The sequence below is a fragment of the Micrococcus sp. FDAARGOS_333 genome, from assembly GCF_002206575.2.
GTDB classification, from domain to species: Bacteria; Actinomycetota; Actinomycetes; order Actinomycetales; family Micrococcaceae; genus Micrococcus; species Micrococcus lylae.
On record NZ_NJFJ02000001.1, the window covers coordinates 1,564,389 to 1,589,126 of the forward strand.

Consider the following 24,738-nt stretch of genomic DNA (forward strand, 5'->3'; position numbering starts at 1 on the left):
ACGTATGCCGGGGAATGGTGCGGGCGGTGCCTAGTCAGTCAGGCGGCCATGAGGACAGCGCGGCGTGCGCCCGTTTCCGGCGACGCCGGAGCGGGCGGGGCGGCGGTCAGCACGCAGGTCGTCAGGGCCTGGTGTTCAGCAGGTGGGGACCAGGCCGGCGGCGGGCCGTCGTCGCCGGGGTAGGCGGCGGCCTCGGGTGCCTCGGGCAGTCGGGCGGGGCGGCGGGCCTCGTCGGCGTTGCGCAGGGCGGCCAGGACAGCCAGGCCGGCGCGGTGCGCCTGTGCCTGGGGTCGGGTGCGGTCCAGGGTGCGGCGCCAACGGTTGCGCAGCGTGTTCGCGGCGATCAGTGCCCGCTGGTATTCGGCCCGGTCCTCGTCGCGCAGACGGTCCAGGTCGCGTCCGCCGGCGACGGCGTGCCAGGCGGCGTCCCACAGCCGATCACGGCGGGCGGGGTCCTCGGGTCCGGTCAGCAGCGCGGTCCAGTCATCGGCGTGGCCGTGGGACGAGGCCGGGGCGGTCAGGGCCGCCGGTGCCTCGTCCTCGGCAGGGGCGGGGCCGGTCCCGTTCACGTAGTCCACGACGGCGGACAGTCGGGCGCGGGCCTCGGCCTTGCGCCGGCGGGCGGCGGCGGTGCCGGCCCGACGGGCGGCGCGGTTGGCCTCGTCGGCGGTGCGGATCCGCAGCACGCGGCCGGGCGCCGGGGCGGTGCTCGCCCCGGCGTCCGTGGTGCGCCGCGTGGTGGTCATGCACATAGGGTACGCAGGTGCCCGACAACGTAGGCTTTTGCCCCCTCTGCCTGTGGATAACTCGGCGGGGACGGGGCCGGCGTGACGGTCAGCCGGTCAGGCTCACGGAGTCCACCACGTCGCGCAGCGTGGTCGTCTCTAGGCTCACGTATCGCTCGGTCACGTGCGGGTTCGCGTGTCCCAGCAGCCGTTGCACCGCGTAGAGGTCACGGCACCGGCTGTAGGCCGTCGTGGCGAATCGGTGCCGCAGCGTGTGCAGGGAGTACGGGGCCGGCAGGACTCGGCCGGCCAGTTTCGACACGTGCTGTTCGGACAGGTGCCCGCCGGCGCCGTTGGGAAACGCCCAGCCGTCCCCGTCGGCGGCGGCCGCGCGGATCAGCCGGGCCAGGTCCTCGGCCAGCGGCAGCATGCGCTGTTTCTGCCCCTTTCCGTGCACGAGCAGTCCGAACCCGTCGGGAAGGTGCTGCACGTCGCCGGCGTGGACGCGGCCGATCTCGGCCCGGCGTAGTCCCATCTCGGCGGCCAGCCGCAGCACGAGGCGCGTGCGCGGGTCGGCCACGGTCAGGGCCTGGGAGAGCAGATCGTCGGGGATCGGCTTGGGCAGACCGGGCCGCCCCTTGATGACGGGCAGACCGTCGGCGGGGTTCGTCGTGGTGCGTCCGGCGGCCACGGCCCAGGCGTAGAACCCGCGCAGCGTGTGGCGCAGTCCGCGGCGGTGCTCGCGCCCGATGGTCAGCGGGGCCAGCCAGGCCACCAGGTCCGCCGTGGTCAGCGTGAACGGGTCACGGGCCGGGAAGGCGTCGGCGGCCTGGTAGAGACGACTGCGGTAGGTCGTCAGCGTCGTGGCCGGCATGGCGCCCGTGGTCAGGTGTTGCAGGTAGGCGGTCAGCGGCTCGGCCCACGGTCCCGACGGGGCGGGCCGGCGGGACGGGCCGGGGCGGGTGCCGGGACGGGCACGATGGTGGGGGCAGTCCACCACGCTTATCTCGGCCACGGGATTAGCGCCGGTGCGTCCGGTGTCCAGCGCCCAGCCGTAGAAGCGGCGCAGTGTCGTCAGGCGGTTCTGCCAGGTCGAGCGGGCGGCGGCGGCGTTCAGCCAGCCCAGGGCCTGGGCGGCGGTCACCTCGTAGGCGCCGACGCCGGGCAGGGCGGCGGCGAGGTTCGTCAGGTGTTGGCGGTGCAGGGCCACGGTGGCGGGGGAGACCCGTTCGATCTTGTCCAGGTGCCGCAGATAGGGGACGGCCTCGGCGCTGATGGAGACGGGGGAGAGAGTGTCTGTGCTCATGGGGGATCGGTCCTGTCAGGCGGTGGCGGAAATCAGGGTCAGGTGTCCGACGCGGCGCGTGGCGTAGTCCTCGCTCGCGGCCGGCTCGCGTCGGGTCAGGCTCGCCGGCGGCAGACTCGGCAGCGTCTCGGACGGGTCGGCGGCCATGCCGGCGGCGCGGTGGACGCGGCGGCAGAGGGCCTCGAGACCGGAGCGCAGACGGTGCCACTGGTCGGCGTCCTCGGCGGTGTCCAGCACGGCGGCCAGCGTGGCGCAGTCCGTGTCGGCCGGCGTGGTGCCGTCCAGCCCGGCGGCGTAGACGAGGGCGCGCAGTGCCTCGCGCGCGTGTCCGGCCAGCGCCGGCGTCATGGGCACATCGGCAATGGACTCGGCCAGGTAGTCGCGCACCTGTGCCCAGGTCGTCAGCGTCGGCGCCGGGTGCCCGGCGGTCGGCAGCGGCGTCGGCGGCAGCACGGTCGGGGACGGGGCCGGGGCCGGATCCGTCAGCGCGTCCAGGCGGTCGGCAAGCCAGAGGTCCCGTTCGGACGAGGCGTGCTGATACAGGGCGGCGGCGCGGGTCGAGGCGTGGCCGATCCGCCGCTGCAACTCGGCCTGTGTCGCCCCGGCCTGGGCGGCCAGCGTGGCGCCGGTGTGGCGCAGGTGGTGCCAGGTGATGTCCGGGCGTCCGATCTGCGCACGGGCGCCGGCGAGCACGCGGGAGCGGCGCGTGTTCGTCAGCGGCCGTCCCCGTTCGGTGGTGAACACCAGGGCGTCGGGGTCCGGGTCCGTGTAGGCGTCCAGGTGCTCGGCCAGCGCGTCGGCGATCCGGCGCGGCAGGGCGACGGTGCGCAGTCCGGCGGCCGTCTTGGGCGGGCCGAACTCGGCCGGGCCGTTGCGGTTGAGCAGCGTGCGGGCGACGGTGACCGTGCCGGCGGCGGCGTCCACGTCTTTGCGGCGCAGGGCGAACACCTCGCCGGGGCGCAGTCCCGACCAGGCGGCCACGAGCACGGCGGCGGCGTACCGGGCGCCCACGGCCTGGGAGAGGGTGCGGACCTCGCCGGCGGTCAGCGGCCGGCACTCGGGGTGCGGGGCGGTGGCGGCGCCCTTGACCTGCACGGGGTTCGTGGCGATCAGCCCATCTCGCACGGCCTGGGCGCAGACGGTGCGCAACAGGCGGTAGGCCTGGGCGGCGGCGGTGCGGCCGGCGTCGGGGTTCGGCGCGTGCGTCTCGGGCGGGGCCGGCACGGGGGAGCCGGCGGCGGTCCAGGCGTCCACGACGGCCGCCGGCAGCGCGCCGGAGTCGGCCACGGTGTATCCGTTGGCCCGCGCCCAGGCCCTTGCCGGGTGCACGCGGCGTCCGCACGTGGGCGCGGCCAGCGCGGCCGCGTGCGTGGCGGCCACCAGGTCCGTGTGCCACTCGCGCACCAGGGAGACCGTCAGCGACGACAGCGGCAGTGCGCCCAGTTCGATCCGCCCGACCTCGGGCAGGATCCAGCGTTCAGCCGAACGTCGGTACAGGTCCAGGGTCGAGGGGCGCAGACTCGTGGCGGCGGTGCGCAGCCAGGCCCGCAGATACTCGCCCAGCGTCGTCGTGGTCGGGGCGACGGCCAGAGTGTTGCCGCGCAGGATCTCGGCGCGGACCTGGACCAGGTAGCGGGCGGCGTCCTCGCGTGTGGGGAAGGTGTGCGGGCCGGAGCGGCGCTTTCCGTCCGGGCCGGTGTACCGGGCGCGGTAGCGGGTGCCGCCGGCGGTGGTGACGGCTTCGATGTGTCCGAACTCGGCGCGGTGCTCACGGGTGTGGCGGCGGCTCATGCGCGCACCGCCTCGGAGTCGGCGGCGGGGCGGATCGGACGGCCGCAGATCCGGCCGGTCAGGGAAGTGAAGGTGGTGTCCACGGGGCACCCTTTCGGGGCACTTAGCCCAACTTAGCCCAGGATTTTCGGTCCTAGCCCAAGTCCCCCAGTCAGAGGCGGGAATCAAACCCGCCCCTGACTAGGGCTTTTCACGTGGAGGGGATGACGGTGTCCGAAGCGGGAGCATCGTTGACACTGTCCCGGCTCAGTAACCGGCACTGATCGTTGACACCTCAGTCGCGACATCGTTGACACACCAGCCCTGGTGATCGTTGACACCTCAGTCGCGACATCGTTGACAGGCGATCCTGGACGATGGGCTTCCAACGCAACAAGGTGATCGTCAAAGCCGTGCTGGACCAACACCAGTCCGTGGCCGAGGTCGCACGCCGTCACAACCTCTCCCGTCAATGGATCTACACCCTGCTGCGCCGGTACGAGGAACACGGCACCGACGGGCTGCACCCAAGATCCCGAACACCCCACCGACTCCCGCACACCACTGACCCGGCCATCCGACAGAAAGTGATCGTGCTACGACAAGAACTCGTGGACTCCGGTGCTGACGCCGGAGCCGCCACGATCGCCTGGCACCTGCAGGCCCAGGGCATCCCCGCCCCGGCCGAGTCCACGATCCGCCGGATCCTGACCCAGGCAGGAATGATCACCCCGGAACCACGCAAACGCCCGCGCTCGTCCTACCGGCGCTTTCAAGCCGAACTGCCGAACCAATGCTGGCAAGCCGACATCACCTACTGGCCCCTGCTGGACGGGACCCGAGTGGAGATCCTGGACTTCCTCGATGACCACTCCCGCTACCTGCTGCACGCCCACGCGCAGAACTTCTTCACCGGCGCTGAAGTCACCGCCACGATGCAGCACCTGATGGACACCTACGGCACCCCAGCCGAGACCCTCACCGACAACGGGCTGGTCTTCACCTCACGCCTGACCGGTCACCCCGGAGCGAAGAACGGGTTCGAGAAGCTGTTAGCCGCGCACTCGATCCGGCAGAAGAACGGCAAGCCGGCCCACCCACAGACCCAGGGCAAGATCGAACGATTCCACCAGACCCTGAAGAAATGGCTCAAGGCCCGGCCCCGGGCCCGAGACCTGCACGAGTTGAACAGCCAGCTCGAGCAGTTCCGGCTCTGGTACAACACCGCCCGCCCGCACCGGGCCTGCGGACGGCGCACTCCAGAGCAGACCTACACCGCTCAACCCAAAGCGACCCCAGCAACGAACACAGAGCCGGAATACCGCACCCGCACCGACCGAGTCGATGCCCACGGCAAGGTCACCCTGCGCTACGCCGGACGGCTGCGACACCTGGGCATCGGACGAGCCCACGCCGGGACCGCGGTCCTGATGCTCATCCAGGACGACTACGTACGTACTTCGAACGCGAGCACCGGAGAGACTATCGCTGAACACACGATCGACCCGACCAAGGACTACCAGCCCAGAACACGATGAACCCACGAAAAAAAGTCATGAGCCGGGCCATCGTGTGTCAACGATGACCCGACTCATGACAGTGGAGGGGATGACGGGAATCGAACCCGCGTAGCCAGTTTGGAAGACTGGGGCTCTACCATTGAGCTACATCCCCACGGCGCCGCCCTCTCAAGCGGAACGGCGTCCACACTAGCACGTGCCGCCGGTGCCCCGAGGCACCGCGGCCCAGGTGATCGTCTGGGACGTGGCCGCCGAATCCGCGGAGGCCGTCGCCGCTGAGGTGCGTGTGCGCGGAGCCGAGGCGCTCGCCGTCGCCGTGGACGTCACCTCCACTGACGCCGTGACCCAGGCGAGCCGGCAGAGCCCGGAGGTGGACGTCGTCGTGAACAACGCAGGCGTGGTCACCGGTGCCCCGCTGACCGAGGCGACCGAGGCAGGCATCCGCCGCACCTTCGAGGTCAACGCGCTCGCCCCGTACTGGGGCACCCGCGCGTTCCTGCCGGGCATGGGGGCGCAACGCCGGTGTGGTCGTCACCGTCGCCAGCGCCGCAGGCCTGGTGGGGGTGGCGCGCCAGACCGACTACTCCGCCTCCAAGCACGCCGCCGTGGGCTTCGCCGAGTCCCTGCGCGCTGAGCTGCGCAAGGCCGGCAGCGCGGTCCGGTCCCTGGTGGTGTGCCCGTTCTACATCGACACCGGCATGTTCGCAGGAGCACCGACCACGGTGCCGTGGCTGCTGCCGATGCGTGCGTTCGACGCCGTCATGGACATGCTCGGCGTCAATGCCACCATGGACGGCTTCACCGGCCGCGCCGGTGCCGCCGAGCCCGTCGCCGCAGACCGGGCTGCTGACGAGCAGACGTCCCGTACCGGCCGCTGACGGCTCCCGAGCGCCGTGGGGCCGCTGCCGGGCGCGCATCGCGGACATTTTCCCTGTGACGGCGCGGCGCGGTAGTCTGGCTCAGTCTGCCGAACGGCAGGCTGCGTCAAGGACGTCATGCCTCTGGCGGGACGGACCGGGTCCACCCGTGTCCCGCAGGCGATCCGGGGTGTAGCTCAGCTTGGCTAGAGCGCGCGCTTTGGGAGCGTGAGGCCGCAGGTTCAAATCCTGTCACCCCGACTCTTCCCTGACATTCCGTACAGACACCGACCCCTACAGGAGCCATCCGTGGTCAAGACCACCGCAGAGAACCTCAGCCCCACCCGCGTGAAGCTGGCCGTCGAGGTCCCCTTCGAGGAGCTGAAGCCGGCTCTGGACAAGGCGTACAAGGACATCGCCGATCAGGTCCAGATCCCGGGCTTCCGCAAGGGCAAGGTGCCGGCGCGGCTGATCGACCAGCGCTTCGGCCGCGAGGTCGTCGTGGACACCGCCGTGAACGAGGGCCTGAACACCTGGTTCCAGCAGGCCGCCGCGGAGGCCGAGGTCACCCCGATCTCCCGTCCCGAGGTCGACGTCACCGGCACCCCGGGCGCCCAGGGCGAGGACCCGGTGACCTTCACCGCCGAGTTCGACGTCCGCCCGGAGATCGAGCTGCCGGACTACAAGGGCCTGAAGGTCACGGTCGAGCCGTCCGCTGCCACCGAGGAGGACGAGAAGGAGGCGCTGGGCCAGCTCCGCGCCCGCTTCGGCACCCTGAAGGACGTGGACCGTCCGGCCGCCAAGGACGACTTCGTCACCATGGACCTGACCGCCACCGTCGACGGCGAGCAGGTCGACGCCGCCGAGGGCCTGTCCTACCAGGTCGGCGCCGGCACCATGCTCGAGGGCATCGACGAGGCCCTCGACGGCTTGTCCGCGGAGGAGGACGCCACCTTCGAGACCACCCTCAACGGCGGCGAGCACGACGGTGAGAAGGCCACCGTGAAGCTGGTCCTCAAGGCCGTCAAGGAGCGCGAGCTGCCCGAGGTCGACGACGAGTTCGCCCAGCTGGCCTCCGAGTTCGACACCGTGGCCGAGCTCAAGGAGGACCTGAAGAAGCAGGCCGCCGAGGCCGCGCAGAACCGCCAGGGCGTCGAGGCCCGTGACAAGGTCCTCGAGGAGCTCGTCAAGCTCGTCGAGGTGCCGGTCCCGGACGCGGTGATCGCCGAGCAGCTGGAACAGCACTTCAACTCCCAGGGGCACACCGCCGGTGACGACCACGACACCGAGGAGCACCGCGCCGAGCTCGAGCAGAACACCCGTGACGCGTTCAAGAACGAGGTCATCCTCGACGCGGTGGCGGACGCCGAGGAGGTCTCGGTCGACCAGGGCGAGCTGATCGAGTACATCATCGCCACCGCCTCCGAGTACGGCATGGACCCGAACCAGTTCGCCATGATGCTGGACCAGGCCGGTCAGGTTCCGATGATCATGGGCGAGGTCCGCCGTCGCAAGGCGCTGGCCAAGGTGCTCGAGTACGCGAAGGTCGAGGACACCGACGGCAAGGCCGTGGACCTCACCGCCTTCGTGACCCCGGGCGGCCAGGAGGCCGTGGACGCCGCCGAGGCCGAGAAGGCCGAGGAGGAGAAGCCCGCCACGAAGGACGAGGGCGAGAAGAAGGCCCCGGCCAAGAAGCCGGCCGCCAAGAAGGCCCCGGCCAAGAAGAAGGCCGACGAGAAGGACGCCTGATCCGCGTGGTCCCCTCGGCGTGAGGGGACGAGGCCGAGACGCACGGCGCCGCACCACCCGTACGGAAGGTGCGGCGCCGTCGTCGTGCGGTGTCCGCCCCGGCGGGCGCGTCGCCGCGGCGGCCCGGGCGCCCACCATGCGCCAACAGCGAAATGGTCCGCCGTGCCCCCACGGGCGCGGCACGGATGAGTAGGCTCGAGCCAGATACCGGGCCTGCGCCCGCCCCTGAGGGAGCGGTCGGCAGAGCCCCACCCGGCAGGCCAACAGGAAGGCACCCCTGATGACGGACATCACCCCCCGGATGCAGTCGGTGGACCCGGCGCAGCGCGAGGACTACATCTACAACCGTCTGCTCAAGGAGCGCATCATCTGGCTCGGCTCGGATGTGCGCGACGACAACGCGAACGCCATCTGCTCGCAGATGCTCCTGCTCTCCGCGGAGGACCCGGAGAAGGACATCTACCTCTACATCAACTCCCCGGGCGGCTCCGTGACCGCCGGCATGGCCATCTACGACACGATGCAGTTCATCCCGAACGACGTCGTCACCGTGGCCACCGGCCTCGCCGCCTCCATGGGCCAGTTCCTGCTCTCCTCGGGCACCAAGGGCAAGCGCTACGCGACCCCGCACGCCCGCGTGCTGATGCACCAGCCCTCCGGCGGCATCGGCGGCACCGAGTCGGACATCCGCATCCAGGCGCAGCTGATCCTGCACATGAAGAAGGTCATGTCCGAGCTCACCGCGGAGCAGACCGGCCAGTCGGTCGAGACCATCCTCGAGGACAACGCGCGTGACAAGTGGTTCACCGCGCAGGAGGCCCTCGACTACGGCTTCATCGACCACATCGCCGAGCGCTCCACCGCCGTCTCCGGCGGCGGAGGCATGCAGGCCTGAGGCCACGCCCGCGGACCCACGACCTTCCAGGAGACACAGTCATGAACCACTTCACCGCCGGGCTCCCTACCGCGAAGCCCTCCCAGCCCACTCCGGACGCCCGCTACATCCTCCCGCAGTTCGAGGAGCGCACCCCGTACGGCTTCAAGCGCCAGGACCCCTACGCCAAGCTGTTCGAGGACCGCATCGTCTTCCTCGGCTCGCAGGTGGACGACGCCTCGGCCGACGACGTGATGGCGCAGCTGCTCGTGCTCGAGGCCATGGACTCCGAGCGCGACATCACCCTGTACATCAACTCCCCGGGCGGTTCCTTCACCGCGATGACCGCCATCTTCGACACGATGCAGTTCATCCGTCCCGAGGTGCAGACCGTGTGCCTGGGCCAGGCCGCCTCCGCCGCCGCCGTGCTGCTGGCCGCCGGTGCGCCGGGCAAGCGCCTCGCGCTGCCGAACGCCCGCGTGATGATCCACCAGCCGGCCATGCAGGGCGACCGCGGCACCGCGACCGACCTCGAGATCCACGCGCAGGAGATCAACCGCATGCGCGTCTGGATGGAGGAGACCCTCGCCTCGCTGACCGACAAGTCGGCCGAGGAGGTCTCCCGGGACATCGACCGTGACAAGTTCCTCTCCGCGCAGGCCGCGCTCGAGTACGGCCTGGTGGACGAGGTGCTGTCCTCCCGCAAGATCACCCGCCCGTCCGCCTGACCGGCGTCCGGACGGAACCGGCCGGTCCCGCCCGGCGCAGCAGACCACGACGACGGCCCCGGGCCGTGCGCCGCCGGTGCACGGCCCGGGGCCGTTGCGATTCGCTGTCGTGTCCGGACCGGGTCGTATCCTGGTTCGTACGCGTGGAGCCCGGCGGCTCCGTTGCCGGACCGGTGAGGTCCGCGCCGCACACGTCCGGCCCCGGCCCGATGGGCCCGGACCCGCACACTGCAGTCAGACCCGGAGGAGTCCCGTTCCATGGCACGCATCGGAGAGAGCGCCGATCTGCTCAAGTGCTCGTTCTGCGGCAAGAGCCAGAAGCAGGTCCGCAAGCTCATCGCGGGGCCCGGTGTGTACATCTGCGAGGAGTGCATCGAGCTCTGCAACGAGATCATCGAAGAGGAGCTCGGGGAGGTCAGCGAGTCGGACGAGATGATCCTGCCGACTCCGCAGGAGATCTTCGACCACCTCGGCCGCTTCGTGATCGGCCAGGAGAACGCCAAGCGCTCCCTCGCCGTGGCCGTGTACAACCACTACAAGCGCGTCCGGAGCCCGCAGTCCAAGGGCGCGGAGTCCGCGGACCGCTTCTCGGAGCGGACGGACCTCGCGGACGTGGAGGTCGGCAAGTCCAACATCCTCATCGTGGGCCCCACCGGCTCCGGCAAGACCTACCTGGCCCAGACCCTGGCCCGCCAGCTGAACGTCCCGTTCGCCGTGGCGGACGCGACCAGCCTCACCGAGGCCGGCTACGTGGGCGAGGACGTGGAGAACATCCTCCTCAAGCTCATCCAGGCCGCGGACTTCGACGTGAAGAAGGCCGAGCAGGGCATCATCTACATCGACGAGATCGACAAGATCTCCCGCAAGTCCGAGAACCCGTCGATCACCCGTGACGTCTCCGGCGAGGGTGTGCAGCAGGCACTGCTGAAGATCCTCGAGGGGACCGTGGCCTCCGTGCCGCCGCAGGGCGGGCGGAAGCACCCGCGCCAGGAGTTCCTGCAGATCGACACCACCAACGTGCTGTTCATCGTGGCCGGCGCCTTCGCGGGACTGGAGGAGATCATCGGTTCCCGTGCCGGGCGCAAGGGCATCGGCTTCGGTGCGCCGCTCAGCCATCTCGGGGACGGCGAGACCTCCTACGCGGACGTCCGCCCCGAGGATCTGCTCAAGTTCGGCCTCATCCCGGAGTTCATCGGCCGCCTGCCCGTGATCACCGCGGTGGAGGATCTCACCCACGACCAGCTCGTCAAGGTGCTCACCGAGCCGAAGAACGCGCTGGTGAAGCAGTACCAGAAGATGTTCCTCATGGACGGTGTGGAGCTCGAGTTCGATGACGACGCGCTGGACGCCGTGGTGGAGCTGGCCGTGGCCCGAGGCACCGGCGCCCGCGGCCTGCGCTCGATCATGGAGGACGTGCTCAAGCCCGTCATGTTCGACCTGCCCTCCCGGACGGACATCGGTGCCGTGGTGATCACCGGGGACGTCGTCCGCGACGGCGCTGAGCCCACGCTGATCCCGGCGGACGTCGAGCGTTCCCGCCGGGACGAGTCCGCCTGACCAGACCGAAAGACGCCCGCCCAGGGGCCGGTCCGTCGGCCCCACGAAGGAAGGACCCCCGCATGACCGAGAACACTCCTACCGTCGGCTTCTACTTCGACCCGACCTGCCCGTTCGCCTGGATCACCTCCCGGTGGATCCTGGAGGTGGAGAAGGTACGTGACGTGAAGGTCGAGTTCAAGCAGATGTCCCTGTACATGCTGAACGAGGGCCGCGACCTGGACCCGGACTACCGCAAGCACACCGACGCCGGCCTCGTCCCGGGCCGCGCCACCATGTACGTGCGCGAGACCTACGGCCCCGAGGCCCTGGCCGACTGGTACACCGCCCTGGGCACCCGCATCCACAACGAGGGGGACAAGGACTACCCGGCCGTGCTGCGCGCCGCCGCCGATCAGCTCGGCCACGACGCGGACGCGATCCTCGCCGCCACCGAGTCCGACGCCCTGGACGCGAAGCTCCGTCAGGCCCAGAAGGAGGCCGAGGATCTCGTGGGCAACGACGTCGGCACCCCGGTGGTGGCCTTCGACGGCGTCGCCTTCTTCGGCCCGGTCCTCACCCGCATCCCGCGCGGCGAGACCGCCGGCGAGATCTTCGACGCCTCGCTGGCCCTGGCCCGCTACCCGTACTTCTACGAGATCAAGCGCGCCCGGGACACGACGCCGCAGTTCGACTGATCCTGGCGCCAGGACGACGGCCCCGTCACCTCGAGGTGACGGGGCCGTCGTCGTGGTTCCACGTCCTGAGGGAAGGGCACCGGAGGCGGGGCAGGAGGATCAGGCGTCCTCGGCCGGGGCCAGGTCCACGTCGGAGACGGTCAGCGGTGCGGACTCGCCGGGCTCGCCCTCGGTGAGGGTGAGGTCGGCGATGTTGCCGGCCGCCTTGAGGTCCGCCAGGCCGCCGCGCAGCTTCTCGAGCCACTGGGCCGGTCCGGTCACCACGGCCGAGCGCACCTGAGTGCGCTGCTTGACCTTGGCCTCGGACTTGGACTTGCGCACGCCGCCGAGGACCTGCGCCACGGTGGGCAGGACCTCGGCGTCGCCGGCGGAGGCGGCGGAGGACAGGGCGGCGGCCTCGTCCGCGGCACCCGGCCACGCGGCGGTGTGCACGGAGCCGGCCCGCCACCAGCTCCACACCTCCTCGGTGGCGAACGGCTGGAATGGTGCCAGCAGACGCAGCAGGGCGTCCAGGGTGGTGGCCAGCGCAGCCACCACGGACGCCTGCTCGGCCTCGCCCTGGCCGCCGTAGGCGCGGTCCTTCACCAGTTCCACGTAGTCGTCCGTGAAGGCCCAGAAGAACTGTTCGGTGACATTCAGGGCACGGGCGTAGTCGTAGGCCTCGAACGCCCGGGTCGCCTGCTCGGCGGTGGCCGCGAGGCGGGCCAGCAGCGAGGCATCCAGCGGGTTGGTCACGGCCGCGGCGTCCTCGGCAGAGCGGATCACCGAGGACTCGGTGGCGCCCAGGTTGAGGACGAACTTGGAGGCGTTGAGCAGCTTGATGGCCAGGCGGCGGCCGATCTTCATCTGCGCCACCTCATAGGCGGTGTCCGCGCCGAGGCGTGCAGAGGCGGCCCAGTAGCGCACGGCGTCCGAACCGAACTGGTCCAGGATGTCGGTCGGGACCACCACGTTGCCCTTGGACTTGGACATCTTCTTGCGGTCCGGGTCCAGGATCCAGCCGGAGAGTGCGGTGTCCGTCCACGGCACGGAGCCGTTGAGGGCGTGGGCGCGCACCACGGTGGAGAACAGCCAGGTGCGGATGATGTCGTGGCCCTGCGGGCGCAGATCGAACGGGAAGACGTTGGTGAAGAACTCCTCGTCCCGGGACCAGCGGCCCACGATCTGCGGGGTCAGCGAGGAGGTGGCCCAGGTGTCCAGGACGTCCGGGTCGCCGGTGAAGCCGCCGGGGACGTTGCGCTGGTCCTCGGAGAAGCCCGGGGCGGCCTCGGCGGCCGGATCCACGGGGAGCTGGTCGTCGGCCGGGAGGATCGGGTTCTCGTAGTCCGGCTCGCCCTCGGCGTCCAGCGGATACCAGACCGGGATCGGCACCCCGAAGAAGCGCTGGCGGGAGACGAGCCAGTCGCCGTTGAGGCCGTCGACCCAGTTCTCGTAACGGTGCCGCATGTGCTCCGGGTGCCAGGCCAGCTCGCGGCCGCGTTCGATGAGCTCGGCGCGGCGGTCGGCGTCGCGGCCGCCGTTGCGGATGTACCACTGGCGGGAGGTGACGACCTCGAGCGGCTTGTCGCCCTTCTCGTAGAAGTTCACGGCGTGCATGATCTTCTTCGGCTCGCCGTCCAGCAGGCCGGCCGCGGTGAGCGCGTCCACCACGCCCTGCTTGGCGGAGAACACGGTCTTGCCGGCCACGGTGTCCGCGTAGGCCTGCCGGCCGGCGTCCGTGGTGATCCACTCGGGGGTGTCGGCGGCGAAGCGGCCGTCGCGGCCGATCAGGGTGCGGGTCGGCAGCTGCAGCTCGCGCCACCAGGTGACGTCGTTGAGGTCGCCGAAGGTACAGACCATGGCGATGCCGGACCCCTTGTCCTGCTTGGCCAGCGGGTGCGGGAAGACCTCCACCTGAACGCCGTACAGCGGGGAGGTGACGGTCGTGCCGAACAGGTGCTGGTAGCGCTCGTCGTCCGGGTGGGCGACCAGGGCGGAGCAGGAGGCCAGCAGCTCTGGGCGGGTGGTCTCGATGAACACCTGCTCACCGTCGGTGGCCGTGAAGGCGTAGCGGTGGTAGGCACCGGGGACCTCACGGTCCTCGAGCTCGGCCTGCGCCACGGCGGTGCGGAAGGTGACGTCCCACATGGTCGGGGCCTCCGCCATGTAGGCGTCACCCGAGGCGATGCCGGCCAGGAAGGCGCGCTGGGAGACGGCGCGGGAGACGTCGTCGATGGTCCGGTAGGTCATGTCCCAGTCGACGGACAGGCCGAGGCGGGTGAAGAGGTCCTCGAAGACCTTCTCGTCCTCCACGGCGAGCTCCTCGCAGAGCTCGATGAAGTTCTTCCGGGAGACCACGTCCCAGTCGCGCTGGTTCTTCGCCGGCTTCTCCGGCGGGCGGTAGCCCTGAACGTAGGGCTTGGCGGGGTCGCAGCGGACGCCGTAGTAGTTCTGCACGCGGCGCTCGGTGGGCAGGCCGTTGTCGTCCCAGCCCATCGGGTAGAAGACGTTCTTGCCGTTCATGCGCTGGTAACGGGCGAGCACATCGGTCTGCGTGTAGGAGAACACATGGCCCACGTGCAGGGAGCCGGAGGCGGTCGGCGGCGGAGTGTCGATGGAGTAGACCTGTTCGCGCGTGGTCTCCGGGTCGAACGCGTAGGTGCGCTCGGCGGCCCAGCGGGCGGTCAGCTTCTCCTCGAGGCCCTCCAGGGCGGGGCGGTCCGGGACCGAGACGGTGCGTGCCTCGGTGGTCGCGGCGGTGGTGGACTCGGTGACGGGCGTGTCTGTGCCCGGGGTCTTGTCAGCCATGCGGTCCATCCTGTCACGTGAGCGCCCGTCCCGACGGCGGCGCCTCGCCCTGGCAGGCAGGCTCCCCCCGCGTAGGCTGTGGCCATGACCACAGTCCGCGAGTCCCAGGAGTCCGCCGTGCAGCAGCCCTCGGTGCAGAAGTCGCCCGTGCAGCAGTCCTCATCCTCCACCGCCCGGGGCGCCGTCGTCTCCGGCGCCACCACCGGCATCGGCCGGGCCACCGCCCTCGAGATGGCCCGCCGCGGCTGGCGCGTCTACGCCGTGGGCCGCCGCGCCGAGCGGCTGGAACAACTCCAGGCGCAGGGCGTGGAGGAGGACGTGCCGGGCATGCTGATCCCGTGCGCGCTGGACGTGACCGATGCGGACGCGGTGGCCCGCCTGGCGGAGCGCGTGACCGAGGACGGCGGCGCGGACACCCTGGTGAACATCGCCGGCGGCGCCCGCGGCACGGACGCGGTGGCCGACGGCGACCTGGAGCAGTGGGAGTGGATGTACCGCGTCAACGTGCTGGGCACCCTGACCATGTGCAAGGCGTTCCTGCCGATGCTGCGCGCCCACGGTGAGGGCACCGTGCTCAACCTGACCTCCACCGCTGCTGTGACCGCGTATGAGGGCGGCGGAGGATACAACGCCGCGAAGATGGGCCAGCACGGTTTGACGGGGGCGCTGCGCCTGGAGGAGGCCGAGCACAACGTGCGCGTGATCGAGGTGCTGCCCGGCATGGTGCACACCGAGGAGTTCTCCCTCATGCGCCTCGGTGGCGACCAGGCCGCCGCGGACAAGGTCTACGCCGGCGTCGAGAAGCCGCTCACCGCCGAGGACGTCGCCGAGGTGTGCGTCCACGCTGTCGAGCTGCCGCACCACGTGAACCTGGACCAGATCGTTCTGCGTCCCGTGGCGCAGGCGGCCCAGCACAAGGTGATCCGCAAGGGCTGAAGCGGACGCTCGGAGGTCCGGAGACTCTGAGGCCCGAGCACGGTGACCCGCACCCCGCTCTGTCACGGTGCTCGCCCATGCTGTGCCTTCGATCCGATTCAGAGCATGCACCGCGTGCTCCGCATCGGAACGAAGGCTTGGTTTCGGACAGCCATTCAATTCTTGAGCCCTCGATCCGATTCGGAACATGAGAGACGTGTTCCAGATCGTGTCGAGGCAGAACGATGAGGAGGAGACGACATGACCGAACAGCACGGAACTGCAGCAGACACTCAGGAACGGAAGATGTCGGTCGGCCAGGTGCCGGCGCCGGGACTGCCGACGCCGGCCCGCGCCGTTGTTAAGGGCGTGGCCGCCGGCGCGCTGACACTGATCCCCGTGGGGCGGTTGCCCCTGGGGCGGGCCGCACTCGGCGGAGCAGCTCTCGGAGCGGTCGGGCTCTGTTCCCTGGGCCTCATCACCGACGCACGGCGAGCTCAGCAGGACCCTGTCGAGGCGCCCGGTGAGGAACCGGGTGAGGGTTCCTCCGACCAGGCGCCTCAGCGTGGTCTCGCTGCGACGTGCATCCGTGCAGCGGGCGTGGGCGCCCTGATCGGAGGCGTCGTGACGACCGCGATCGTCCTGCCGGACCGGCTGATGGAGAAGGCCGTGACCCGAGCGGGAGTCCGCAGGCCTCGTCTCGTGATGGCCGGTGCCGCAGCCGTGCTCTCTGCAGTCGAAGAGATCATGGATTCCGAGGACGCCTCCTCGGATTCCACGGCTACTTCCTCGGTCCCCGAGGACGCCTCCTCGGTACAGCCCTGACGGTCTTCCTCACGCCCGACACTCAAGCCCCGTTCCGAAGCTGAGCATGCAGCGCGTGCTCGGCTTCGGAACGAGGGCTTCGAATTCGTCGCCGCGTTGCTTCCCGAAGGCTTCGATCCGATCTGAAGCATGCGAGGCGCGCTCTGCATCGGAATGAGGGAACAGGGCTCAGCGTCGGACGGCGCGGGGGACACCTGCGTCGTCGAGCAGTCGGCGCAGCCGAGTCGGATCCTGAAGATCGCCCCAGGTCCAGTGGACGACGCGGGAACACACCCGCTGCAGCCGCAGTTCCCGTTCCTGCTCGCGGCGCAGATAGCGCCGTCGTTCCTCGGCGCTCGCGTGCGCATCCACGTCGTACTTGCCGATGCCGTCGAATTCGCCGACGACGCCCCGCTCACGCCAGAGGCAGTCCACCCGGGCGATGAAGCCGTCGGCGTCGGACACGGCGATCTGCAGCTCCGGCACCTCGAATCCGAGCTCGATCATCCGGCCGCGGCTGACGGACTCTCCGGCCGACTCTGCCAAGGGAGAGGCCCGCTTCCAATCCTGTGTCAGTCGTCGCCCGGCAGCGCGTGTCGGCGCCAGCCCCACCGCGGCCTTCACGACCGCGTCGGCCGTGATCGACGCCGGGACCGAACCGTTCGGGACTCGCCTGTCCTCAGGAGCCGGCGGAGCCTGCCCGACGCGGAGTCCTGCGTCGTCCACCCCACGAAAGGCAAGGGCATCCAGGACGGGAAGGGACTCACTGGCCGTGGTCTCCTTCAGACCGACCGCGAGGGCCGGCGCCAGTGACTCCGCCGTGGCCTCGCCGATGACCGTGCCGTCAGAGAGCGAGACCGGCAGCCGCACGGTGGGGTGAGCCTGTTCGTCGTCGCCTCGGAGACGGTGCCGGTGGCGCACCGGCGACCACAGCGAAGGGCCCGTGCCAGGACGCTCCGTCGGATCGCCGTCGGAGCCGCCGGTCTGTCTGTCCAGGTCGGCCATGAGCCGCAGGCTGCGTTCCGGGGCCGCGAAGGGTTCGATGCGGGGCGCGGGTCTTGCACGCCCGTGTCCGCGGGCGAGCAGTTCGACGTGGGGCAGGCGTCTGCCCAGCGGCAGTCCATGGAGCAGCAACGCCGTGGAGCCGGTGAGCACGGCCGGAACGGTGCGACGTGTTCGCACGACCGCCATGATGCACAGCTTCTCCCGGTCCCACCGGGGCGCGTGCTGCCACACGTCAAGGGGAACGTAGGCGCCGTGGGCGAGCCTGACGAGTTCCCCGCGCATGAATCCTCCACGCAGCTGGTCCTTCCACCCGCGAGCCGAGGAACAGCCCGCGGTCAGGACCGGCGACCCCCACTGGGAGCTCGCCTCCTCCCATCTCTGGCGCCACACACGGTGTCGCGTGCCGTCGTTGATCAGCAGTGTCACGGCGGTCCTCCTCGACGTCGGCCTGCAGCGCAGGCATCGTCGACCCAGTCTTGCCAGAGCCTCGAGGCCGCGGCCCGCCGGACAAGCCGATCTGTGGACACCTGACGGTGACAGGCGGGGTTCAGGGGCCGTCGTCGTACCTGTGGAGGAGAAGACGGCGGACGCAACGAGGAAAAACGACCTTCGTCATGGGGCGACCACGGAGGCGCGAGCGCTCTGTCTGGGGCGACGGCCTGAGGCAGTGCAAGTGGACGGCTGCGGGGCTTGCCGCCAGACACTTCTGCCTTCGTTCCGAAGCGAAGACCGCGAGGCATGCGCTGAATCGGAACGAGGGTTTCGGTCTCGGAGCGGGCCGGCTCAGGTGGTCAGTGCAACACCGTCCTGGGCTTGAGCGATGAGCTCGTCTAGCTTCTCAGCCGGTGTCATTCCTGCCAAGATCACTCGCCCACGATGGTTCAACCGGTCCTGTGTGTCCTGGATGTCCTGATCGGTGAGTGTGTTGAAGTTCGTGCCCTTGGGGTACTCGTAGCGCAGCTGACCATTGAGGTTCTCGTTCGTGCCCCGCTGCCAGGGCGAGTGCGGGTCTGCGAAGAACACCGGGCAGCCGGTGGCCACGGTGAAACGAGCATGCTTGGCCATCTCCGAGCCCTGGTCCCAGGTCAACGAGCGCAGCACCGCCTCGGGCAAGGACTCGACCATCTGTGTGAGCTTGTCGATGACCGTCTCGGAGTCCCTGGCCCCGGGCAGTCGCCCCAGCAGCGTGAAGCGTGAGACTCGCTCGACCAGGGTGATCAACGCGGAGTTGCCCGGCCCCACGACCAGATCCCCTTCCCAGTGCCCGGGGATCTTGCGTTCGCAGATCTCGGCGGCGAACATCTGCTCCCGGTCGGCCAACAGACACCCCTGCAGCCAGGTCCGCTTGGAAGCAGGCGGCAGCTTGGAGGCCGGGATACGTCCAGTGCGTCCCGAGCGCAGCGCGACTTCGACCTTCAGCTCCTGCAGCAGCACCGAACGGGCCTGCAGGTACAGCTCTTGGTAGATGCTCTCGTGGCTGATGCGCATGCGCTCATCATCCGGGAACAGATGCCTCAGGCGCACGCTGACCTGTGGCGGTGAGTGCCCGTGCGTCAACAGGCGCAGCACCTGGTGACGTAGCGCCGGGTGAGCGTGCAGCTTCCTGGTCTTCGGCCGTGCCCGCCGGTAATCGGTGTGGTGCTGGGCGGTGGCGGCGTTGTAGGCCGAGTCCGCCGGGCCACCGGTCTTGCAGGAACGACCCCAGCGCAACGTGTTCCTGGCCAGCTCGCGGCTGATCGTGGAGCGGTGCACGCCGAGGTCATCGGCGATACGGGACTGGGACCAGCCATCGTTCAGGCGTAACTCGATCTTCGTGCGTTCTGCCAGGCTCAGACGACGGGCGTGGCCGGTACGGGCCGGCAGGGGTGCAACATTCGCAGGGATCACGGAGACATCCTTGCCTGCCCATCCCTGGGCTCTGTGCAGGCCTGCTTGCTGGCACCAGCGGCGCACGGAAGTACCGGAGACTCCGACCTGCTCGGCTACGGACTTCGAGGTGCCCCCGGCGAGCATCAGATCAAGCACTTGCAGACGCAGCCGCTTCGAAGCAGCACGAGAGATAGCGGCCATGGTGAGTACGACAGACCTTCCTGGTAGGCCCTGGAAGATCTGTTGCACTCACCGATGGAATCCGCCGCGCTTCGAACTCCAAGCCCTCGATCCGAAAGGGAGCATGCGCGGCGTGTTCCGGATCGGAACGAGGCCCCGTACGCCGCATCCCCTACACTGGAGCGCACAGGCGTCGACCCGGCCATCACCGGCGAGCCTCCGGAAGAACAGGACCGCCACGCACGGTCCCCAGTAGAACCGGACGGGTAAGCCCGTCACAGCAGTCACGAGCGGTCGCCCGCGCCCGGCACTCACCCCCGGAGCGGACGGCAAGCAGGGTGGTACCGCGCCCGCCGCACGGAGCACGAGCCTCGGGGAGACCCGGCACGTGCACCACGGAGAGCGTCCTTGCAGCAGCGGCACCGCCGGACCCACCCGTACCGGCAGCCGGCTCCCACCGGGAGCAGACCCCACGCAGCCAAGGACCGCAAAGGACGCCTCGTGTACCCTCTCGCCTCCACCGACCCCGCCTCCGGCACCGCCGCCTCCCCGCGCTTCCCGGAGATCGAGGAGCGCATCCTCAAGTACTGGGATGAGGACGGCACCTTCCAGGCCTCGATCGACGCCCGCGCCGCCCAGAACGAGGACGGCACCCCGAACGAGTTCGTCTTCTACGACGGCCCGCCCTTCGCCAACGGCCTGCCGCACTACGGCCACCTGCTCACCGGCTACGTCAAGGACCTCGTGGCCCGCTACCAGACCCAGCAGGGCCGCCGCGTCGAGCGCCGCTTCGGCTGGGACACCCACGGGCTGCCCGCCGAACTCGAGGCCATGAAGCAGCTGGGAATGACGGACAAGGCCCAGATCGAACAGATGGGCATCGACAAGTTCAACGACGCCTGCCGCGAGTCCGTGCTCAAGTACACCCGCGAGTGGCAGGACTACGTCACCCGCCAGGCCCGCTGGGTGGACTTCGACAATGACTACAAGACCCTCACCCCGGACTACATGGAGTCCGTGCTCTGGGCCTTCAAGTCCCTCCACTCCCAGGGCCTGACCTACCAGGGCTTCCGCGTCCTCCCGTACTGCTGGAAGGACGAGACTCCGCTGTCGAACCACGAGCTGCGCATGGACGACGACGTCTACAAGATGCGCCAGGACCCCTCGGTCACCGTGTCCTTCCCGCTGACCGGCGAGGTCGTCGACGGCGGCTCCGCCTCTGCCGAGACCGCCGCCGCGCTCGCCGGCGTGCACGTGGTCGCCTGGACCACCACCCCGTGGACCCTGCCGACCAACGCGGCGCTCGCCGTCGGCCCGGAGGTCTCCTACGCCGTGGTGCCGGCCGGCCCGAAGGGCTCGGCGATCGACGCCGAGCGCTTCCTGCTCGCCGAGGACCTCGTGGGGGCCCACGCCAAGGAGCTCGGCTACGAGGATGCCGACGCGGCCCGCGATGCCATCGCCGGGACTCATGCCGGCGCCACCCTGGGCGGCCTTCGCTATGAGCCGCTGTTCACCTACTTCGCGGACACCGAGGAGTACGGCACCGAGAAGGCCTGGCAGCTGCTGGTGGACGACTACGTCTCCACCGAGGACGGCACCGGCGTGGTCCACCAGGCGCCGGCCTACGGTGAGGACGACCAGCGCGTCTGCGAGGCCGCTGGCATCCCGGTGGTCCTCTCCGTGGACGAGGGCGCCAGGTTCCTGCCGCTGTTCGGCAAGGAGGAGAACGGCGGGGGAGTCCTGAAGGAGATCGCCGGCGTTCAGGTGTTCGAGGCCAACATGACCATCGTCCGGGCCCTGCGCGCGGCCGACCGTGTCTTCCGCGAGGCCTCCTACGAGCACTCCTACCCGCACTGCTGGCGCTGCCGCACCCCGCTGATCTACCGCGCCATCACCTCCTGGTACGTCCGCGTGACGGAGTTCAAGGACCGGATGCTGGCCCACAACGAGGACATCAACTGGATCCCGGGCAACGTGAAGCACGGCCAGTTCGGCACGTGGCTGGAGAACGCCCGCGACTGGTCGATCTCCCGCAACCGCTACTGGGGCTCCCCGATCCCGGTGTGGGTCTCGGACCACCCGGACTACCCGCACACCGAGGTCTACGGCTCCCTGGCCGAGCTGGAGGAGGCCTTCGGCCGCCTGCCGGTGAACGCCGACGGCGAGGTGGACCTGCACCGCCCGTGGATCGACGACCTCACCCGCCCGCACCCGGATCCCCAGGCCGCGGCCGCCGGTGCCACCATGCGCCGCGTGGAGGACGTGCTGGACGTGTGGTTCGACTCCGGCTCCATGCCGTACTCGCAGGTGCACTACCCCTTCGAGAACAAGGAGTGGTTCGACTCCCACCATCCGGCGGACTTCATCGTCGAGTACATCGGCCAGACCCGGGGCTGGTTCTACACGCTGCACATCCTGGCGACCGCGCTCTTCGACCGCCCGGCGTTCTCCAACGTGATCTCGCACGGCATCGTGCTGGGTTCGGACGGGCAGAAGATGTCCAAGTCCCTGCGCAACTACCCGGACGTCAACGAGGTCCTGGACCGCGACGGCTCGGATGCCATGCGCTGGTTCCTGATGGCCTCGCCGATCCTGCGCGGCGGCAACCTGATCGTCACCGAGGAGGGCATCCGCGAGGGTGTGCGCCAGGTGCAGCTGCCGCTGTGGAACGCATGGCACTTCTTCAGCCTGTACGCGAACACGGCCACCGCCGGGGGCACCCGCCCGGAGGGCTACCGTGCCCGGCTGAAGCACTCCGCCTCGGACCCGCTGGACCAGTACATCCTGGCCACCACCGGCACCATGCTGCGCGAGGTGAGGACCGCTCTGGACGCCTACGAGGTCTCGGATGCCTGCGACGCCCTGCGCACCTACATGGACACCCTGACCAACTGGTACATCCGCCGCTCCCGGCAGCGCTTCTTCGCCGAGGACACGGAGGCGATGGACGTGCTGTACACGGTGCTGGAGGCCTTCACCCGCGCCGCCGCCCCGCTGCTGCCGCTGGTGACGGAGGAGATCTGGCGCGGCCTGACCGGCGGCCGCTCGGTGCACCTGACCGATTACCCGGACGCGGACCTGTTCCCCCACGGTGACGAGGCCGACGCCCTGATCGCCCGCATGGACGCCGTGCGTGCCATCACCTCGGCCGGCTCGGCGTTGCGCAAGGGCGCCAACCGCCGTGTGCGCCTGCCGCTGGCGAACCTGTCCGTGGTGGTCCCGGACGCCGCCGGCCTGGAGGGCACGTTCGCGCGCATCATCGCGGACGAGCTGAACCTCAAGGACGTGACGCTCTCCGAGCTCACCGCCGAGGCCGTGGCCGAGTACGGCATCGGCACCGAGCTGAAGCTGAACTTCCGCGAGCTGGGCAAGGCGTTCGGCCGGCAGGTCCCGCTGATCAAGAAGGCCGTGGACGCCGGCTCCTACGAGGAGACCGCCTCCGGCCTCCAGGTGCCCCTCGACGACGGCCCCGTCACCCTGGCGCCGGAGCTCTACGAGCTGCGCACCGTCACCTCCGGCGCCCCGGAGGGCACCGCGGTCGGCGTGCTGTCCGGCACCTCCGGCTTCCTCGTGCTCACCACAGAGGTGTCCGAGGAGCTCGCCGCCGAGGGCACCGCCCGCGACGTCGTCCGCGCCGTCCAGTCGGCGCGCAAGAACGCCGGCCTGGACGTCGCGGACCGGGTGCGCACCGTCATCTCGGCACCATCGGCCGTGGCCGCCGCCCTACAGGTGCACCGCGAGCTGATCTGCCGCGAGACCCTCACCACGGACCTCGTGGTGGAGGACTCCGGTGCCGCGGACCCGCGCAGCAACGTCGCGGACGATGCCACCAGGACCGTGGCCGTCACCGTGGAGAAGGCGGACGCATGATGGACCCCGCACAGGGCCACGTGGACGCCCCGCGCGATGTCGAAGGGGTCTATCGCGACCTGCTCGCGCGTGCTCCGGAGAACAGGATGCAGCCGCGCATGGAACCGATGCGCCGGGTGCTGGCGCTGCTGGGCGACCCCCAGCACGCCGCCCCGGTCATCCACCTGACCGGCACCAACGGCAAGACCTCCACGGCACGGATGATCGAGGCGGTGCTGCGCTCCTACGGGCTGCGCACCGGCCGGTACACGTCGCCGCACCTGGAGCGGGTCACCGAGCGCATCAGCATCGACGGCGAGCCGGTGCAGGACGAGGCCTTCGTCCGCATCTGGGCGGAGATCCTGCCGATGGTGGAGCTCGTGGACGCCGAGCTCGAGGCCGCGGGTCAGCCGCCCCTGACCTACTTCGAAGCCGTCACCACGCTCGCCTTCGCGGTGTTCGCGGACGAGCCGGTGGAGGTCGTCGTCCTGGAGGTCGGCCTCGGAGGCATCACGGACGCCACCAACGTGGCGGATGCGAAGGTCGCCGTGGTCACCCCCATCAGCCTGGACCACACGGACCTGCTCGGGGAGACGGAGGCGGAGATCGCCGAGGAGAAGGCCGGGATCATCAAGCCCGGCGGGTTCCTCGTCTCGTCCGCCCAGGACCGGGACGCGGCCCAGGTGCTGCTCGAGGCAGCGCAGGCCGCGGGCGTGCCCTACCGTTTCGAGGGCGTCGAGTTCGGTGTGACCTCCCGTGCCCTGGCCGTCGGGGGTCAGCAGGTGTCGGTGCGTGGCATCGCCGGCGAGTACGAGGACCTCACCCTCCCGCTCTACGGCGAGCACCAGGCGGAGAACCTGGCGGTCGCCGTGGCCGCGCTCGAGGCCTTCCTCGGCGGCGGCGAGAAGCCGCTCGAGGCGGAGCTGCTCCGTGAGGGCATCGCCCAGGTGACCAGTCCGGGTCGCCTCGAGGTGCTGAGGGCGGCGCCGACGATCATCGTGGACGCCGCCCACAACCCGGACGGCGTGCGCGTCTCGGCCCGCGCCGTGAAGGAGTCCTTCGGGCTGACCCGTCTGTCCCTGGTGGTCGGCGTGCTGGAGGACAAGGACGCCCGTTCCATGCTCGAGACGCTGTACCGGGAGTTCGGCGACCTCGTGGAGGATGTGGCCGTCACCCAGTCCTCGTCGCCGCGCGCCGTCCCGGCCGTCGACCTGGCCCAGACGGCGCTGGACGTCGGCTGGCCGGAGGAGGACCTGTTCGTCACCGAGTCCGTGCCGGACGCCCTCGAATGGGCCGTCGGCCGCGCGGAGGCCGTGGACACCTCCGCGGACGCGCTGGCCCACGGCACCGGCGGCGGCGTGCTGGCGATCGGCTCGATCACCCTCGCCGCGGACGTCCGCCACCTGCTCGGCGCCCCCGCGGCGCCCGGCCCGGTGACCGTGGCGGCCCGCGGCATCGACCCCGCCGACCTGCTCGGCGCGGTCGGCCTGGACGACGAGGACGAGGACGCCGTGGACCCCGAGGTCCTCGACGTCCTGGACGACGACACGGACGGAGGCCGCTGAC

At 70.2% G+C, this 24,738-nt stretch carries 16 protein-coding genes, 2 tRNA genes and 1 pseudogene; 12 read left to right on the plus strand and 7 right to left on the minus strand.

The window, feature by feature from the left end; all coding sequences use genetic code 11:
- Positions 1 to 38: 38 nt before the first annotated feature.
- From CEQ11_RS07025 to CEQ11_RS07040, 3 genes are all read right to left on the minus strand, one after another.
- A complete protein-coding gene (locus tag CEQ11_RS07025; protein ID WP_088478190.1) occupies positions 39 to 746 on the minus strand; it encodes a hypothetical protein in 708 nt (235 codons plus the stop codon).
- 88 nt (positions 747 to 834) lie between these two features.
- The gene (gene xerC / locus CEQ11_RS07030; RefSeq protein WP_088478191.1) at positions 835 to 2,031 is read right to left on the minus strand and encodes a tyrosine recombinase XerC; all 1,197 of its coding nucleotides are present in this window, start codon (positions 2,029 to 2,031) and stop codon (positions 835 to 837) included.
- Between the two features lie 15 nt (positions 2,032 to 2,046).
- Positions 2,047 to 3,822, minus strand: coding sequence for a tyrosine-type recombinase/integrase (locus tag CEQ11_RS07040; RefSeq protein ID WP_088478192.1), 1,776 nt, complete (start codon positions 3,820 to 3,822; stop codon positions 2,047 to 2,049).
- Positions 3,823 to 4,178: 356 nt separating this feature from the next.
- Between CEQ11_RS07040 and CEQ11_RS07045 the strand changes: the two genes are divergently transcribed.
- On the plus strand, positions 4,179 to 5,339 hold the full coding sequence (locus CEQ11_RS07045) for an IS481 family transposase (protein ID WP_088477763.1): 1,161 nt from the start codon (positions 4,179 to 4,181) through the stop codon (positions 5,337 to 5,339).
- A 62-nt stretch (positions 5,340 to 5,401) separates the two neighbouring features.
- Here CEQ11_RS07045 and CEQ11_RS07050 read toward each other — a convergent pair.
- Positions 5,402 to 5,475 (minus strand) — tRNA-Gly (locus tag CEQ11_RS07050).
- A gap of 126 nt (positions 5,476 to 5,601) precedes the next feature.
- Here CEQ11_RS07050 and CEQ11_RS07055 point away from each other — a divergent pair.
- From CEQ11_RS07055 to CEQ11_RS07085, 7 genes and pseudogenes are all read left to right on the plus strand, one after another.
- Positions 5,602 to 6,199 (plus strand): annotated as a pseudogene (locus CEQ11_RS07055) (SDR family NAD(P)-dependent oxidoreductase).
- A 165-nt stretch (positions 6,200 to 6,364) separates the two neighbouring features.
- Positions 6,365 to 6,439: transfer RNA gene (locus tag CEQ11_RS07060), tRNA-Pro, on the plus strand.
- 48 nt (positions 6,440 to 6,487) lie between these two features.
- On the plus strand, positions 6,488 to 7,927 hold the full coding sequence (tig, locus tag CEQ11_RS07065; RefSeq protein ID WP_088478193.1) for a trigger factor: 1,440 nt from the start codon (positions 6,488 to 6,490) through the stop codon (positions 7,925 to 7,927).
- Between the two features lie 280 nt (positions 7,928 to 8,207).
- Positions 8,208 to 8,822, plus strand: coding sequence for an ATP-dependent Clp protease proteolytic subunit (locus CEQ11_RS07070; RefSeq protein WP_174520639.1), 615 nt, complete (start codon positions 8,208 to 8,210; stop codon positions 8,820 to 8,822).
- Between the two features lie 41 nt (positions 8,823 to 8,863).
- Positions 8,864 to 9,529, plus strand: coding sequence for an ATP-dependent Clp protease proteolytic subunit (locus tag CEQ11_RS07075; protein ID WP_070638182.1), 666 nt, complete (start codon positions 8,864 to 8,866; stop codon positions 9,527 to 9,529).
- A 258-nt stretch (positions 9,530 to 9,787) separates the two neighbouring features.
- The gene (gene clpX, locus CEQ11_RS07080) at positions 9,788 to 11,086 is read left to right on the plus strand and encodes an ATP-dependent Clp protease ATP-binding subunit ClpX (protein WP_088478194.1); all 1,299 of its coding nucleotides are present in this window, start codon (positions 9,788 to 9,790) and stop codon (positions 11,084 to 11,086) included.
- Positions 11,087 to 11,148: 62 nt separating this feature from the next.
- Positions 11,149 to 11,763, plus strand: coding sequence for a DsbA family protein (locus tag CEQ11_RS07085; protein WP_088478195.1), 615 nt, complete (start codon positions 11,149 to 11,151; stop codon positions 11,761 to 11,763).
- A gap of 99 nt (positions 11,764 to 11,862) precedes the next feature.
- On the opposite strand, the gene valS is transcribed toward CEQ11_RS07085, so the two are convergent.
- The gene (valS, locus tag CEQ11_RS07090; protein ID WP_088478196.1) at positions 11,863 to 14,550 is read right to left on the minus strand and encodes a valine--tRNA ligase; all 2,688 of its coding nucleotides are present in this window, start codon (positions 14,548 to 14,550) and stop codon (positions 11,863 to 11,865) included.
- A 231-nt stretch (positions 14,551 to 14,781) separates the two neighbouring features.
- Here valS and CEQ11_RS07095 point away from each other — a divergent pair, with 231 nt between their 5' ends.
- On the plus strand, positions 14,782 to 15,486 hold the full coding sequence (locus CEQ11_RS07095; protein WP_369804936.1) for an SDR family oxidoreductase: 705 nt from the start codon (positions 14,782 to 14,784) through the stop codon (positions 15,484 to 15,486).
- Between the two features lie 240 nt (positions 15,487 to 15,726).
- The gene (locus tag CEQ11_RS07100; protein ID WP_127913476.1) at positions 15,727 to 16,290 is read left to right on the plus strand and encodes a hypothetical protein; all 564 of its coding nucleotides are present in this window, start codon (positions 15,727 to 15,729) and stop codon (positions 16,288 to 16,290) included.
- Between the two features lie 168 nt (positions 16,291 to 16,458).
- Here the strand turns inward: CEQ11_RS07100 and CEQ11_RS07105 are convergent, their stop codons facing one another.
- On the minus strand, positions 16,459 to 17,424 hold the full coding sequence (locus tag CEQ11_RS07105) for a hypothetical protein (protein WP_153052698.1): 966 nt from the start codon (positions 17,422 to 17,424) through the stop codon (positions 16,459 to 16,461).
- 633 nt (positions 17,425 to 18,057) lie between these two features.
- Positions 18,058 to 19,344 (minus strand): IS30 family transposase, encoded by a 1,287-nt coding sequence (locus tag CEQ11_RS07110; protein WP_227718652.1) that lies wholly within the window; start codon positions 19,342 to 19,344, stop codon positions 18,058 to 18,060.
- A gap of 480 nt (positions 19,345 to 19,824) precedes the next feature.
- Between CEQ11_RS07110 and ileS the strand changes: the two genes are divergently transcribed.
- Together ileS and CEQ11_RS07120 are read left to right on the plus strand one after the other, a co-directional pair.
- The gene (ileS, locus tag CEQ11_RS07115) at positions 19,825 to 23,193 is read left to right on the plus strand and encodes an isoleucine--tRNA ligase (RefSeq protein WP_088478200.1); all 3,369 of its coding nucleotides are present in this window, start codon (positions 19,825 to 19,827) and stop codon (positions 23,191 to 23,193) included.
- Positions 23,190 to 24,737: a folylpolyglutamate synthase/dihydrofolate synthase family protein gene (locus CEQ11_RS07120; protein ID WP_227718785.1), complete on the plus strand. Its 1,548-nt coding sequence runs from the start codon at positions 23,190 to 23,192 to the stop codon at positions 24,735 to 24,737. The genes ileS and CEQ11_RS07120 overlap by 4 nt, the downstream gene beginning before the upstream one ends.
- Position 24,738 lies beyond the last annotated feature (1 nt).

Coding starts and splice junctions, on each gene's coding strand:
- CEQ11_RS07025 (WP_088478190.1), bottom strand. CDS start 746: ATGACCACCACGCGGCGCACCACGGACGCCGGGGCGAGCACCGCCCCG.
- xerC (WP_088478191.1), bottom strand. CDS start 2,031: ATGAGCACAGACACTCTCTCCCCCGTCTCCATCAGCGCCGAGGCCGTC.
- CEQ11_RS07040 (WP_088478192.1), bottom strand. CDS start 3,822: ATGAGCCGCCGCCACACCCGTGAGCACCGCGCCGAGTTCGGACACATC.
- CEQ11_RS07045 (WP_088477763.1), top strand. CDS start 4,179: ATGGGCTTCCAACGCAACAAGGTGATCGTCAAAGCCGTGCTGGACCAA.
- CEQ11_RS07070 (WP_174520639.1), top strand. CDS start 8,208: ATGACGGACATCACCCCCCGGATGCAGTCGGTGGACCCGGCGCAGCGC.
- CEQ11_RS07075 (WP_070638182.1), top strand. CDS start 8,864: ATGAACCACTTCACCGCCGGGCTCCCTACCGCGAAGCCCTCCCAGCCC.
- clpX (WP_088478194.1), top strand. CDS start 9,788: ATGGCACGCATCGGAGAGAGCGCCGATCTGCTCAAGTGCTCGTTCTGC.
- CEQ11_RS07085 (WP_088478195.1), top strand. CDS start 11,149: ATGACCGAGAACACTCCTACCGTCGGCTTCTACTTCGACCCGACCTGC.
- valS (WP_088478196.1), bottom strand. CDS start 14,550: ATGGCTGACAAGACCCCGGGCACAGACACGCCCGTCACCGAGTCCACC.
- CEQ11_RS07095 (WP_369804936.1), top strand. CDS start 14,782: ATGGCCCGCCGCGGCTGGCGCGTCTACGCCGTGGGCCGCCGCGCCGAG.
- CEQ11_RS07100 (WP_127913476.1), top strand. CDS start 15,727: ATGACCGAACAGCACGGAACTGCAGCAGACACTCAGGAACGGAAGATG.
- CEQ11_RS07110 (WP_227718652.1), bottom strand. CDS start 19,344: ATGGCCGCTATCTCTCGTGCTGCTTCGAAGCGGCTGCGTCTGCAAGTG.
- CEQ11_RS07120 (WP_227718785.1), top strand. CDS start 23,190: ATGATGGACCCCGCACAGGGCCACGTGGACGCCCCGCGCGATGTCGAA.